This is a genomic window from Rhodococcus olei, assembly GCF_039540555.1.
Lineage (GTDB): Bacteria > Actinomycetota > Actinomycetes > Mycobacteriales > Mycobacteriaceae > Rhodococcus_G > Rhodococcus_G olei.
On the sequence record NZ_BAABFB010000030.1, the window covers coordinates 249,380 to 262,617 of the forward strand.

Sequence of the window (13,238 nt, forward strand, 5' to 3'; positions counted from 1 at the left end):
CCCGGCTCGCCGGGGGTTTTCTCGGCCCGTTCATATACCCCCACCCGTATTTAGGAAGGACCCCCGTGTCATGACCGTCACCGACAACGCGCCCGCCGACTCCGGTCACGCCGACCCGCCGATCCACGGCCTGATGGCCCGGCTCGGCGCCACGATGGCCGACCGCTTCCGCCTCGTCGTCCTCGCGTGGATCGCCGTCGTGGTCGCGCTCGGTGCCGCCGCGCCGAGCGTGTTCAGCTCGCTCGCCGGCGCCGGCTGGCAGGCCGACGGCTCCGAATCCGTTCAGGTCCGCGAGCTCGCACAGGAGCACTTCGGCGGCACCGGGTCCGACGCCCTGCAGGTCGTCGTGCACTCCGAGACGCACACCGTGGACGACCCCGAGATGGCGGCCGCGATCGCCGGCGTCACCGGCGTCCTCGACTCCGACTCCCGCATCTCCCAGGTCGTGCCGCCGCAACCGGGCATGACGATCAGTCCCGACCGGCACACCGCGATCGTGCTCGGCGGCGCAGGCGCCGATCCGAACGCGATGGTCACCGCCGCCGGCGACCTCGCCGACCCGCTGGCCGCGGTCGCCACCGATGGCATCGAGATCCACCCCACCGGTGCGTCCGCGCTGTGGAGCGACTTCAACGCCGCCAACCACGACGCGATGATCAAGGCCGAGATGTTCTCGTGGCCGGTGACCCTGGCCATCATGGTGCTGGCGTTCGGGTCCCTCGTCGCCGCCGGTCTGCCGCTGCTGCTGACGATGGCGGGGCTGGTCGCGTCCGCGGGCGCGCTGGTGCTGCTGAACGAGCTCACCCCGATCTCGGTGTGGGCGATGAACTTCGCGATGATGTTCGCCCTGGCGCTCGGCATCGACTACGCGCTGTTCCTGGTCGTCCGTTTCCGGGACGCGCTGCGCAATGGCGCGAGCGCCCGGCTGGCCGTCGCCGAGACGATGGGCACCGCGGGCAAGGCGGTGCTGCTGTCCGGGCTGACGGTGCTGGTGAGCCTGTCCGCGGTCCTGCTGGTGCCGGCACCGGCGGTGCGGACGATGGCGGTCGGGATCATGCTCGCGGTGGTCTTCGTGCTGGCCGCGACCCTGACTCTGCTGCCTGCCGTGCTCGGCAAGCTCGGACGCCGGGTCAACGCCGGGGCGCTGCCCCACGCGAAGCGTCAGCAGCAGCGGTCGTCGTGGTTCGGGCGCTGGGGTTCGCTGGTGCACCGCCACCCGTGGCCGCTCGCCGTCGGTGCGCTCGGTGCGCTGGCTCTGCTGGCGATCCCGGTGTTCGGGCTGAAGGTCGCGATGCCGTCGATCCAGGTGGTGCCGGAGGACGCCGCGGTGCGGCAGGGCTACGAGGTCGTGCAGGAGCAGATGGGTGCCGGCGTGCCCGGCACGCTGCAGATCGTCGCCGCCGCGCGGGACGCCGACGAGGTGGCACGGGTCGCCGCGGCGACCGAGGGCGTGGCGATGGTGAGCCCGCCGATGCCGTCCACCACGGCCGACGGTGCCGATCTGGTGCTGCTGCAGGCGGTGCCGGACGTCGACCCGTCGGATCCCGCGCTGGCCGGCACGCTGGACCGGCTGCGGGCGGACCTGCCCGAGTCCGCGATCGTCGGCGGCGCCCCCGCCGAGAACCTCGACCTGCAGCAGGCCCTGAACGACTACCTGCCGATCGTGATGACCGTGATCCTGGTGCTCGGGTTCGCGCTGCTGCTGGTCGCGTTGCGGGCGCCGCTGGTCGCCCTGATGGGGACCGTCGTCAGTCTGCTGTCCACGGGCGCCGCGTTCGGGGTGGCGAAGCTGATCTTCCAGGACGGACACGGTGCCGGGCTGCTCGGATTCGCGCCGCAGGGCTTCCTCGACGGCTGGGGGCCGGTGTTCTTCTTCGCGATGATCTTCGCGATCGCGATGGACTATACGGTCTTCCTGCTCTCGACCGTCAAGGAGCACTACGAACGCACCGGCGACGCCGCCGCCGCTCAGGTCGAGGGCATGGCGCACTCGGGCCGGGTGATCTTCGCCGCCGCGGCCGTGATGGTCGGAGTGTTCTTCAGCTTCGCGTTGGCCGAGCCGCTGCCGCCGAAGGAGATGGGCATCATCCTCGGCGTCGCGGTCCTGCTCGACGCGGTGCTGATCCGGCTGGTGCTGCTGCCCGCATTGCTGCGGATCACCGGCGGCGCCGCCTGGTGGTCACCGGCCTGGCTGCGCCGCCTCCTGCCGGAGATCAGCTTCTCGCACTGAGGCGGTCAGTGCTCCGGATCGGGCTCGACGTCCGCGTCCGATCCGGAGCCGGCGTCCGAGTCGGGATCGTCGTCGAGGGCGCTGACCGCGATCCCGTACGGCAGGAAGCGGACCCGCCGACGGGCATCGGTGTTGGTCTTGTTGGCGCGCAACGCGTCCAATTCCGTGGCGTAGACCTGCTCGACGGTGGCGCCGCCGTCGTCGCCGACGACGAAGATCGCCCACACGCCGTCACCGGTGTCGCCGGTGGTCCGGCGGCGCGGGTAGGTGACGGTGACCCCGTTCGGCCCCACGTTCGACGACCACACCGTCCCGACGCCGGCCTCCCCGAGCAGGTTCCCGAGGCCACGGAGGGTCTCCCGGATGCCCTCACCCACCTCTCGGGCCTTGCGGTCGAAGTCCTCCGGATCGAAGCCGAAGGGCCGGTTCTCGCTCATGACATCTCCCTGGTGTTGTGGGTGCGTGCCACCAGTGTGGCCTCGATCGGCGGGCCGTGCCATCGGTTTCGGCGGCGCCCGCCCCCGGATACCCCTCGGGGTAACCTGGGTTCATTCACAGTCGACAGAAAGTGCAGGTGTTTCCGATGACCGGAGACGAGGAGAGCATCGCCCGGGTGCTGAACCGGCTGCGCCGGGCCCAGGGCCAGCTGGCCGGGGTGATCTCGATGATCGAGAACGGCCGCGACTGCAAGGACGTCGTCACCCAGCTCGCGGCGGTGTCGCGGGCGCTCGACCGCGCCGGGTTCAAGATCGTCGCGACCGGGCTGCGGGACTGCCTGCAGGGCACCAACCGGGAGAACCAGGAACCGATGACCGAGGCGGAGCTCGAGAAGCTCTTCCTCGCGCTCGCGTGACCGGGATGGACGCCGCCGCCTGGGACGCGCGGTATCGCGACCGGCCCGACCCGTGGGGAAGCGAGCCAGCCGACACGGTGCGGCAGCGGCTCGCCGGCGCGGCCCCGGGGCGCGCGGTCGACCTGGCGTGCGGCGACGGCCGACACGCCCGGTGGCTGGCCCGCGCGGGGTGGACGGTCACCGCGGTCGACCACTCCGCGGTCGCGATCGAACAGGCCCGGGACCGGGACCCCGAGGCGCGGATCGGCTGGCAGGTCGGTGACGTCGTCGACTGGGAGCCCGCGGGCGAGGTCGACCTGGTGCTGCTCGCGTTCCTGCACCTGCCGACAGAGCACCTGCAGGCGCTGCTCACCCGCGCGGCGGGATGGCTCGCACCGGGCGGACGCCTGCTGTATCTGGGGCATTCGATCGAGAACTACCACCGTGGCGTCGGCGGGCCGCCCGATCCGGCGATCCTGCCCGGCATCGCCGACCTTGCGCCGGCGGCCGCCGGGTTGCGGGTCGACGCTCTCGAGCACGTCCGGCACCCCCAGGGCGACGGCACCGCCGTCGACATCCTGCTGGACGCGTCGCGGTGGGACCTGCCCGAGCACCGCTGACCGGGCGACCGAACAACGCACATCGACACGAAACGAGGACGGACACCCATGGAGATCGGCATCGGCGCCACCCTGACCACCGACTTCGACGACGCGGTCGCCCGCGCCCGGGAAGCGCTGAAGGAACGGGGATTCGGCGTGCTCACCGAGATCGACATGCAGGCGACGCTGAAGGCGAAGATCGGCGCGGACGTCGACCGCTACCTGATTCTCGGCGCCTGCAACCCGACGCTCGCGCACCGGGCGCTCGGCATCGACCCGCGGATCGGGCTGCTGCTGCCGTGCAACGTGGTGGTGCGTGCGGACGGCGACACGGTCGTGGTCGAGGCGATGAACCCGCAGCTGATGGTCGAGGTCACCCGCAACGCGGAACTCGCCGCCGTCGCGGAGGAGGCGGCCGGTCTGCTGCGGGCCGCGATCGGTTCGTTGGCCGACTGACGGCCGTCGAGCCGAGATCGGCGGCGCCAGTGGACCCGTCCCGTGCCGGTGTGGTCGGCGGTGCGGCGGCGGGCGCGTAGATTCTTCTCTGTTCGTCGTCCGAATGGAGTGCGCGCATGTCCGTGGGAATTGGGGTCAGGGTCGGCAGTCTGGTGTCGACTCTCGTCGTGGCGTCGAACGAGCCGGGCACTCCCGACCCGATCGTCATCGTCCGTGACACGGTGCTCTACCTGTGTTCCGACGGCGATGCGGTTCTCGGTGGGGGCGAACCCCCGGCCGGCGCCGAGTTCGTCAGCACCGTGTCGGGGTTCGTCGCGCGCGTCGGTGATCCGGAGGGCGTCGCGACCAGCGACGGCACCCGGTTCCGCGCCGAGGACGTGGTGGCGTCCGCGATGCGCAGCCTGGTGCGCGAGTGTGAACCGCTGCCCACCTTCGGCGGCCGGGACGGCGGCGCCCCGCGGGTGGTGGCGTGCTATCCGTCGATGTGGGAGCCGGACCTCGTCGCGGACCTGCGCAACTCCCTGAACTATGCGGGCCTGAGCGAGATCTCGCTCGTGTCGGACGCCGAGGCGGCGTGCGCGTGGTTCGAGTCCGAGGTCTCCGAGAAGCCGGGCCAGCTGATCGGCAGCTATCACGTCGACGACACCGGTGCGACGGTGACGTTGGTCCGATCCGGGTCGTCCAGTGGACGGTCGTTCCGCTTCGCGGCGGGTCGTGGTTCGTCGCCGACCGCGCAATTGTCCAGTGCACTGGGTGCATTCGGCTGGCTGCCGTCGAACCTCGACGCGATCGTGGTGACGGCCGACGGCGTGGTGGCGCGCGACGACGTGGCGCTGCGGGGTGTCGCCGACGCCCTCGCCGGGAAGTTCGGTGTGCACGTCGTGGTCGGGCCGGGACCGGAACAGGCCGCCGCGCTCGGAGCGGCGATCATCGCGGCCGGGTTCCGGAGTTCGACGCGTCCCAACAAGCCGATCGGGCTCCCGCCGTCGTACGACGTGACCGAGGTGCTCACCGCGATCCGGGGCCCGCTGCGGCTCGACGACGAGACGCCCGGCGCCGAGACGGAACCGCCGGGACCGGAGCCTGCGGAGTCGGCGGGGGAGGCCGAGGTCGCCGCCGCGCCGGTCGTCACCGTCGAGGCGCGGGCCGAGTCCGAGTCCGAGCCGAGCGGCGGGTCGCGCGTCCTGCTCTGGGTGCTCGTCGCCCTGCTGGTGGTGGCCGTGGCCGCGGCGACGGTGTTCCTGCTGATCTGAACCGCCACGGTCACAACCACCGTTTGTGGCCGGGCTATCCTGGGTGTCATGCCACTGTCGCCCCGCGTCCCCGAGCTGGCCGCCCTCGACGTGCTGCTGTCCGTCGCGCGCCTGGGCAGCATGGGAGCCGCCGGACGCGAGCACGGGCTCAGTCAGCAGGCGATCAGTGCCCGCGTCCGGTCCGCCGAACGCCAGCTCGGCATCAAGGTCTTCGACCGCACCACCACCGGTGTCACCCCCACCTACGAGGGTGGGCTCGTGCTCGAGTGGGCGGCCGGAACCCTCTCGGCCGCAGAACAACTCGCGTCCGGGATCTCCGCACTCCGGGGGGAGCGGGCGGCGAACCTGACCGTGGCCGCGAGCATGACGATCGCCGAGTACCTGGTGCCCGGCTGGACCGTGACGATGCGCCGCAAACACCCGAACGTCGTCACCTCGGTGCGGCTGCTGAACTCCACCGACGTCGCCAACCTCGTGCTGGCCGGCGACGCGGACCTCGGTTTCGTCGAGGGCCCCGAGGCGCCGGCGGGTCTCGATGTCCGCGAGGTCGCCCGCGACGAGCTGGTGGTCGTGGTGCCACCCGCCCACCCGTGGGCGCGGTCGGGCCCGATCGACGCGGCCGAACTCGCGCGGACACCGTTGATCCAGCGCGAGTTCGGCTCCGGCACCCGCACGACCCTCGAGCAGGCGGTCCCCGGCTGCGTCGCGCCGCTGCTCGAACTCACCTCGTGCACCGCCGTCAAGGCGGCCGTGGTCGCAGGCAACGCCCCGGCGGTCGTGTCGTCGCTGGCCGTTGCGGCGGATCTCGTCGACGGCCGGCTCGTCGCGGTGGAGCTGCGGGGGTTGCGGATGCCGCGGCGGCTGCTCGCGGTCTGGGACCGCAACCGCGGGCTGCGGGGATCGGCGCGCGACTTCCTCGACATCGCGGCGGGGTCCCGATGATCGTCGCTGCGCAGATCAAACCGAACAGCAGGAAGGGGCCGCTCGTCGAGACCCTCGACGACGGCACGCTGCTGCTCTACGTGCGGGCGCCGGCCGTGGAGGGGAAGGCGAACAGGGCCGCCGCGGAACTGCTGGCCCGGCACTTCGGGGTGTCGAAGAGTTCGGTGACGCTGATTTCGGGCGCCACCTCGCGGCACAAGCGGTTCGAGGTGCAGGATTGAACGGTGCCCGCGTGGGACGGTCGGGAGTACGCAGAGGTGAGTGCGCTGCAGCGCATGCTCGCCGGGCAGGCGTTGGCCGGGCTCGACCTGGCCGGTGACGAGCGGCTTCTCGACGTCGGATGCGGCGATGGTCACGTCACGCTCGACCTGGCGCGGCGGGTACCGCGCGGATCGGTCGTCGGTGTGGACGCGTCCCCGCGGATGGTCGAGACCGCCGTGAGCCGGGCGGTGCCGGACGGGGCGTCGGTCCGGTTCCTCGTCGCCGACGCGCGCGACCTGCCGTTCTCGGGCGAGTTCGACGTCGTCGTCTCGTTCAACGCGCTGCACTGGGTGCCGGAGCAGCGGCGGGCGCTGGCCGCGATCGCGCGCACGCTGCGCCCCGGCGGTCGGGCGGTCGTGCAGATGGTCTGCGCGAACGAGCGGCCCAGCATCGAGGACGTCGAGATGGCGGTCACCCGGCGTCCCGAATGGGCCCGGTACTTCGAGGATTTCCCCGCTCCGTACATCCACCCCGATCCCGACGCGTATCCCGCGCTCGCCGCGTCGGCGGGGTTGGCGGTGGCCGATCTGCGGACGTGGGACGTCGAGTGGGACTTCGGTTCGCGCGACGACTTCACCCGGTGGTGCCGCGTCGGCTCCACCGACTGGACGGGTCGGCTCGCGCCGGATCGTGCCGACCGGTTCGCGGCCGAGGTGGTCGGGGCCTATGAGGAGGTCGTCGGCCGGCCGGGACTGTTCCGGTTCACCCAGATGCGGGCCGAGCTGTGCGCGGCGGCCGGTACGGGTCGGTGATCTCGCGGCCGGCGATGGACGCTGGTGCGGCGCGCCGGCCACGGCCGGGACATCGCCGTGCCGCCGGGGCGGGAACTCGGGATGTCCACGGCCGCCGCGGCGTTCGCCGCGTCCCGGGGTGGTCGTACGGCGGCCGGGGCACGGCCCGCGTGTTCACGGCGGTGCCGTGGGGGCGGTGCCGGTCCACCGCGGCCGGCTGCTGCTCACCGGACGCCGGGCGGCGTTGCCGCAGCTGACGGGCGACGGTGTCGAGCCGGTGCTCCGTAGCCCGGCGTGAGTCGGACGCCCGCGCGCGTCAGACGCCGCCCGCGAAGTCGTGCTGCCGCCACGCCTCGTAGGTCACGACAGCGGCCGCGTTCGACAGGTTCAGCGACCGGCGCCCGGGGACCATCGGGATCCGGACCTGTTCGGTGACGTGCGGATCGGCGAGCACCTCCTCCGACAGGCCGGTCGGCTCCGGACCGAACAGCAGCACGTCACCCGGCAGGTACGCGATGTCCGCGTACCGCGTCCGCGCGTGCGCCGTGAACGCGAACACCCGCTCCGGGGCCAGCGCCGCCCACGCCGCCTCCAGGTTCGCGTGCACCGTCACCGACGCCAGATCGTGGTAGTCCAGCCCGGCCCGGCGCAACTTCGGCTCGGACAGGTCGAACCCCAGCGGCTCGACCAGGTGCAGCTCACACCCGGTACCGGCGACCAGCCGGATCGCGTTGCCGGTGTTGGGCGGGATGCGGGGCTCGTGGAACAGCAGACGGAACACGCGATCAGCTTGCCATTGCCGCGGACCGCCCGACCATCGCCCTCGGCCCCTGGCCACCGCGACGCCGTCAGGCGTTCGCCGGCACGCCGTCGTGGATGTATGCGCGGATGGTGGATCGGATCACGTCGGCAACCTTGTAGATGTCGACAACCGACTCGATGTCGTGCCGCACGCCGGCCTTGCTGTCGTTTTCGAACGTGGTCACGAACTTGACGTTCTTGCCATTCAAATGGAGTCGAATGATCGGTTTGCGGTTGTTGTCGTCAAGCAGCACTGCGAAGTAGGTCTTCGCGTCCCGGTGGACGATCCGCTCGGGTGCGACTTCGGACACCGCTATCGCTCGAACGATGTTGAATCCGTCGATTTCCTCGTCGGTGGTGACGATGTCTGCGTCCGGGACTTCGATGGCCACGGCATCGCCGGATGGCTGCTGAGCGGGCATCAGAGGAACGTTCGAAACTGCGATCTCGGGTGCATCGCCCCCCAGTGCATTCTTGAGCCGGTCGTTGACCTGGTCGCTGATGTACTGCGTCGTGGCCTTCCCGACCAGGCCCCGAAATTGATCGACCACTTTCTGCGTCGCCTTGCCGTCGTAGGCACGCGACACGAAGTATCGTATCCAGTCGTCGCTGGGTTCCCTGACCTCGTTGCCGATGATCCGCTTGATCATGCCGATGTACTTCAATTCTTCGGCGGCGTTGACCACGGAGTCGAGGTCGAACGATTCCTTCGACAACTTCTGTATCTCGGGGAGCAAGGTCCGGTCGACGTTGAGCAGGTCGAAGACGAGGAAGGGCTTTTCGTCCATCCGGTTCGGTGCGTCACCGTCCGTGTAGACCTGGTACTCCTGGCCGTTCGTCAGGATGGCGATCCGAGCGGACGTTGCGGCGAAGTACCGGAACAGCTGCGATGCATGGTTAAGATTGAGCGGTTCGCCGATCTTCTTACATTCGATCAGGATCTGAACCTGACCGTCCTTCATGATGGCGTAGTCGATCTTTTCGCCCTTCTTCACTCCCACGTCGGCAACGAGTTCCGGCACGACCTCGCTGGGGTCGAACACGTCGTAGCCGAGGACCGAGGAAATGAAGGGCATGATGAAGGCATTCTTGGTTGCTTCCTCGGTTGCAATGTCATCCTTCTTCGCCCGAATTTTCCCGGCGAGAGCAGCGACGTTCTCCGTGAAAGTCATTCACACTCCTCCATATTCGACTGTGAAGACCATAGTTGGCGGCGACGTGACGGCAGCAGTCCGCTGATCGATGGACAACCCCGTTCGCGGTGCCGAGCGTGCGATGTGTCCGACTCGGAGTGCTGGTGTGTCGAATCATCCGAATTCCCGCGGCGGACGATCACTGCCCGTGTACATGCCGTTGGAAGCGCGGCGTCACAGGGGCAGGCAATGCGCTACTGGACCAACGTCCCGGAGTCGAGTAGCAGACGTGGTGCGCTGGGTGGGCGGGCACCGCCGGCTGATGCCGTCGGTGGGGGCGGGCAGGATCGGGGGCATGGCAGCGGAAGAGATCGAGGACATCGTCGGCGAGGACTTCTCGGATGCGCGGCTGTCGGGACAGCAGTGGTCCGATCGGCGCTACACCGGCTGCACGTTCCGGGACGCCGATCTGAGCGAGCTGCGCACCGAGCGTGTCGTGTTCACCGACTGCGACTTCACCGGCGCCGACCTCACCGGGTCCCACCACACCGTGGCCGCGTTCCGGTCCTGCACCTTCGCGCGAACAACATTGTGGCACAGTGAGTTCCATTCCTCGACAATGCTCGGGTCGACGTTCGAGCAGTGTCGCCTGCGGCCGATCCAGTTCGACGAGGTCGACTTCACGCTCGCCTCCCTCGGCAAGGCCGACCTGCGCGGGGTGGACTTCACCGACTGCCGGTTGCGGGAGGCCAACCTCGTCGAGTCGGACCTGCGCGACACCGCGCTGCGGGCCGTCGACCTGTTCGGGGCGCGCACGTTCGGGCTGCGCCTCGAGGGCGCCGACCTGCGCGGCGCGCACGTCGACGCGAGCCTGTGGACCACCGCGAAACTCGACGGCGCGAAGATCGACCTCACCCAGGCCGTCGCGATGGCCGCCGCGCACGGCCTCGTCGTCGAGCACTGAGCGCGGGGGATCGGCCGGCTACGGCCGAGGTGGCACGATCGGTCGTGGAAGTCCCGCCGGAAGGAGCCGACGATGTCCGAGCGATCAGGACCCCTCGCCGACGATCCGTTCGGTGGCCGGCGCCCGACCAGCCACGAACGGACGACGGGACAGCCCTGGGATGCGTCGTACCACGGCGGCCCCGCGCCCTGGGACACCGGCCGGCCACAGCCGGCGGTCGTGCGGGTCGCCGCCGCGGGCGGCTTCACCGGCGCGGTGCTCGACGTGGGCTGTGGGACCGGCGAGAACGCGCTGTACCTCGCCTCGACGGGCCTTCCGGTGCTGGGTGTCGACGTGGCCGACACGGCGCTCGCGATCGCCCGGGACAAGGCGACGGACCGCGGGATCGAGGCCCGATTCGAGGACGTCGACGCCCTCCGGCTGTCGCGGGTGGGTCGCCGCTTCACGACCGTGCTGGACTGCGGGCTCTTTCACACCTTCGACCGCGAGGAGCAGCAGCGGTACCTGGCGAGCCTGGCGGCGGTGATCGAGCGTGACGGGGTCCTGATTCTGCTGTGCTTCAGCGACGTGGCCCCCGGCACCGGTCCACACCCGGTCGGTCGCGACGAGCTGCGGGCGGCGTTCGACTCCGGCGGGTGGCGAGTCGTCTCCGTCGAGCCGGAGCGGATACAGACGAGATTCCACGGCGACGAGGGTGCTCCCGCCTGGCTCGCGACCGCCGCGCCGAGCTGAGGCCCGCCGTCGGCCCCCGCCGTCCCGGGCGCGGGTATCGGGTCAGCGGATGAACTCGCGGGCCAGCAGGTCCATCAGGAGTCCGTCCTCCCAGGTGCCGTCGTGGCGCATCTCGTATTCGCGGAGCACCCCGACGTCCTTGAACCCGACCTTCCGGTAGCAGGCGATCGCGGGGGTGTTGGACAGCTTCGGGTCGATGACCAGGCGGTGGTAGCGGTGGTCGTCGATCAGGTGCGCGCACAGCACCCGCACCACCTCGGTGCCCAGGCCGCGGCCCTGGACCTCCGCGGACAGGAACAGGTCGAGCCCGGCGTGCCGGTAGTCCGGGTCCGGTTCGAAGTACCACTGGGCGAAGCCGATGATCCGGCCGTCCTCGAGCACCGTGTACTTGGTGGTGTCCGGTTCCGGAACCTCGGGCCAGTCGTCGTCGGGCATCTGCCACCATCGGCGGACCTCCGGCTCGCGGTGGATCTCCCGCAGGCGGGCGCGGTGCTCCGGTCGCAGCGGCTCCAGCACCACGCGCGGACCGTGCAATTCGGGTGCGAGGGCAGGACTGTGTGCCATGGCTCCAGTCTTACCTGAAACAATGGGCGCCGTGACTGCGACGATCCTGGATGGCAAGGCAACCCGCGACGAGATCTTCATCGACCTGAAGGCCCGGGTCGACGCGCTCGAGGCGAAGGGCATCACCCCCGGACTGGGCACCGTTCTGGTCGGCGACGACCCCGGATCCGCGTCCTATGTGCGGGGCAAGCACGCGGACTGCGCGAAGGTCGGGATCAACTCCCTGCGCCGCGACCTGCCCGCCGACATCACCCAGGCCGAGCTCGAGGCCGTCATCGACGAGCTCAACGCCAACCCGGAGTGCACCGGCTACATCGTGCAGCTGCCGCTGCCCAAGCACCTCGACGAGAACGCCGCGCTCGAGCGCATCGATCCGGACAAGGACGCCGACGGCCTGCACCCGGTCAACCTGGGCCGCCTCGTCCTCGGCAAGGAGGCGACGCTGCCGTGCACACCGCGCGGCGTGGTGCACCTGCTGCGCCGCTACGACGTGCCGATCGACGGCGCTCGTGTCACGGTCGTCGGCCGCGGTGTCACGATCGGCCGCCCGATCGGTCTGCTGCTGACCCGCCGCAGCGAGAACGCGACCGTCACGCTCTGCCACACCGGCACCAAGGACCTGGCCGCCGAGGTGCGGCGCGCCGACATCGTCGTCGCCGCCGCCGGTGTCGCCGGCCTCATCACCGCGGACATGGTCAAGCCGGGCGCCGCGGTCCTCGACGTCGGGGTCAGCCGCACCCCGGACGGCCTGCGCGGCGACGTCGCCGACAACGTCCGCGAGGTCGCCGGATACATCTCGCCGAACCCGGGTGGTGTCGGACCGCTGACGCGCGCGTTCCTGCTCAGCAACGTCGTCGAGCGCGCCGAGCAGCTCGCGGCAGAGTCGGCCTGACCGGGGTGCCCGCCTCAGCCGGCGCCGCGAGGCGGTGGCTCGGGTTCGCCCGTCGCAACCTGCCACTGCTCGTGGTGTCGGCCGTCGTCCTCGTCGGCATCGGATTCGTCCTCGCGGACCGGTGGCGTCGTGGTGCCTTCGTGTTCGGCATCGCGACGCTGCTCGCCGCCGGGTTCCGGCTGTGCCTGCGGCCCGAGGAGGTCGGGTTGCTGGCCGTCCGCGGTCAGGCCTTCGACGTCACCGCGCTGACCCTGGTCGGCGGCACGATCGTGTGGCTCGCCGTGTCCATCGACCCGCTGGGAACGGGGTAGGCGCGCGCGACCCGGAGGACTGTCAGGCGGCGCGGCGACGTGCGCGGGCAAGCTCCAGCGTCTCGCCGAGGAGGCCGGTCACCCACTCGGCTTCGGTGAGGAATCCGTCGTGCCCGGCCGCGGAGTGCACTGTCCGCAGGCCGTCGCACCCGGGCAGCAGTGTCGCCAGCTCCTCGAGCTGCCGCAGCGGGAAGAGCCGATCGGAGTCCACGCCGCCGACGATCACCGGAACCGGCGTGGACGCCAATGCCCGGCGGCCACGCCGCCGCGACCACGTCCCACGTCGTGCCTATTGATGGAGTCGGTGAGAACCACGTAGGTTCCGGCGGGGTTGGGATGCTCCGCGTCGGCGGGGCCGACAACGTGGGAATCCCCGGTCAACGCGTGCTCGATCAGCACGATGTTGTCCCGGGCCGCGCTCGGCTCGCCCCCGCACTGGACCGCCAGCGTGACGTCCGGGAGGTCGCCGCCGCATTCGAGGCGCAGTGTTCCGATGTCGACCCGGGTCAGGGTCCCGTCGGCCGGTGGGAAGGC

At 70.7% G+C, this 13,238-nt stretch carries 16 protein-coding genes and 1 pseudogene; 12 read left to right on the forward strand and 5 right to left on the reverse strand.

Features of this window, described 5'->3' with window-relative positions:
• Positions 1-70 precede the first annotated feature (70 nt).
• Positions 71-2,230, forward strand: coding sequence for an MMPL family transporter (locus ABD951_RS10680; protein WP_345344481.1), 2,160 nt, complete (start codon positions 71-73; stop codon positions 2,228-2,230).
• A 5-nt stretch (positions 2,231-2,235) separates the two neighbouring features.
• Here the strand turns inward: ABD951_RS10680 and ABD951_RS10685 are convergent, their stop codons facing one another.
• Positions 2,236-2,667, reverse strand: a complete 432-nt coding sequence (locus ABD951_RS10685; protein ID WP_345344483.1) for a hypothetical protein — start codon at positions 2,665-2,667, stop codon at positions 2,236-2,238.
• Positions 2,668-2,813: 146 nt separating this feature from the next.
• Here ABD951_RS10685 and ABD951_RS10690 point away from each other — a divergent pair, with 146 nt between their 5' ends.
• The 7 genes from ABD951_RS10690 (at position 2,814) to ABD951_RS10720 (ending at position 7,328) form a co-directional block, all read left to right on the forward strand.
• The gene (locus ABD951_RS10690) at positions 2,814-3,083 is read left to right on the forward strand and encodes a metal-sensitive transcriptional regulator (RefSeq protein ID WP_345344485.1); all 270 of its coding nucleotides are present in this window, start codon (positions 2,814-2,816) and stop codon (positions 3,081-3,083) included.
• Positions 3,084-3,088: 5 nt separating this feature from the next.
• The gene (locus ABD951_RS10695; RefSeq protein WP_345344487.1) at positions 3,089-3,682 is read left to right on the forward strand and encodes a class I SAM-dependent methyltransferase; all 594 of its coding nucleotides are present in this window, start codon (positions 3,089-3,091) and stop codon (positions 3,680-3,682) included.
• A 48-nt stretch (positions 3,683-3,730) separates the two neighbouring features.
• Positions 3,731-4,120 carry a DUF302 domain-containing protein gene (locus ABD951_RS10700; RefSeq protein WP_345344489.1) on the forward strand — a complete coding sequence of 130 codons (390 nt, stop codon included), beginning with the start codon at positions 3,731-3,733 and terminating at the stop codon, positions 4,118-4,120.
• Positions 4,121-4,236: 116 nt separating this feature from the next.
• The gene (locus tag ABD951_RS10705; RefSeq protein ID WP_345344491.1) at positions 4,237-5,373 is read left to right on the forward strand and encodes a hypothetical protein; all 1,137 of its coding nucleotides are present in this window, start codon (positions 4,237-4,239) and stop codon (positions 5,371-5,373) included.
• A gap of 48 nt (positions 5,374-5,421) precedes the next feature.
• Complete coding sequence (locus tag ABD951_RS10710; RefSeq protein WP_345344493.1) at positions 5,422-6,315, forward strand: LysR family transcriptional regulator; 894 nt, start codon at positions 5,422-5,424, stop codon at positions 6,313-6,315.
• Complete coding sequence (locus ABD951_RS10715) at positions 6,312-6,536, forward strand: DUF167 domain-containing protein (RefSeq protein WP_345344495.1); 225 nt, start codon at positions 6,312-6,314, stop codon at positions 6,534-6,536. The genes ABD951_RS10710 and ABD951_RS10715 overlap by 4 nt, the downstream gene beginning before the upstream one ends.
• 3 nt (positions 6,537-6,539) lie before the next feature.
• Positions 6,540-7,328 carry a class I SAM-dependent methyltransferase gene (locus ABD951_RS10720; protein WP_345344497.1) on the forward strand — a complete coding sequence of 263 codons (789 nt, stop codon included), beginning with the start codon at positions 6,540-6,542 and terminating at the stop codon, positions 7,326-7,328.
• Between the two features lie 295 nt (positions 7,329-7,623).
• Here ABD951_RS10720 and ABD951_RS10725 read toward each other — a convergent pair whose 3' ends face one another.
• Both ABD951_RS10725 and ABD951_RS10730 read right to left on the reverse strand, forming a co-directional pair.
• Entirely contained in the window at positions 7,624-8,088 is a 465-nt protein-coding gene (locus tag ABD951_RS10725) for a tRNA (cytidine(34)-2'-O)-methyltransferase (protein WP_345344499.1), read from the reverse strand.
• Positions 8,089-8,155: 67 nt separating this feature from the next.
• Positions 8,156-9,280: a type I restriction endonuclease gene (locus tag ABD951_RS10730; RefSeq protein WP_345344501.1), complete on the reverse strand. Its 1,125-nt coding sequence runs from the start codon at positions 9,278-9,280 to the stop codon at positions 8,156-8,158.
• A 316-nt stretch (positions 9,281-9,596) separates the two neighbouring features.
• Here ABD951_RS10730 and ABD951_RS10735 point away from each other — a divergent pair, with 316 nt between their 5' ends.
• Entirely contained in the window at positions 9,597-10,205 is a 609-nt protein-coding gene (locus ABD951_RS10735) for a pentapeptide repeat-containing protein (RefSeq protein WP_345344503.1), read from the forward strand.
• Between the two features lie 72 nt (positions 10,206-10,277).
• Complete coding sequence (locus ABD951_RS10740; protein ID WP_345344505.1) at positions 10,278-10,937, forward strand: class I SAM-dependent methyltransferase; 660 nt, start codon at positions 10,278-10,280, stop codon at positions 10,935-10,937.
• A 42-nt stretch (positions 10,938-10,979) separates the two neighbouring features.
• On the opposite strand, the gene ABD951_RS10745 is transcribed toward ABD951_RS10740, so the two are convergent.
• Positions 10,980-11,501 (reverse strand): GNAT family N-acetyltransferase, encoded by a 522-nt coding sequence (locus ABD951_RS10745; RefSeq protein WP_345344507.1) that lies wholly within the window; start codon positions 11,499-11,501, stop codon positions 10,980-10,982.
• Positions 11,502-11,532: 31 nt separating this feature from the next.
• On the opposite strand from ABD951_RS10745, the gene ABD951_RS10750 reads away from it, so the two are divergent.
• Together ABD951_RS10750 and ABD951_RS10755 are read left to right on the forward strand one after the other, a co-directional pair.
• Positions 11,533-12,393: a bifunctional methylenetetrahydrofolate dehydrogenase/methenyltetrahydrofolate cyclohydrolase gene (locus ABD951_RS10750; protein ID WP_345344509.1), complete on the forward strand. Its 861-nt coding sequence runs from the start codon at positions 11,533-11,535 to the stop codon at positions 12,391-12,393.
• Positions 12,394-12,398: 5 nt separating this feature from the next.
• Positions 12,399-12,704, forward strand: coding sequence for a DUF3017 domain-containing protein (locus tag ABD951_RS10755; protein ID WP_345344511.1), 306 nt, complete (start codon positions 12,399-12,401; stop codon positions 12,702-12,704).
• A gap of 22 nt (positions 12,705-12,726) precedes the next feature.
• Here the strand turns inward: ABD951_RS10755 and ABD951_RS10760 are convergent.
• A pseudogene (locus ABD951_RS10760) lies at positions 12,727-13,031 on the reverse strand (homoserine O-acetyltransferase MetX); the annotation flags it as partial.
• Positions 13,032-13,238: the final 207 nt, after the last annotated feature.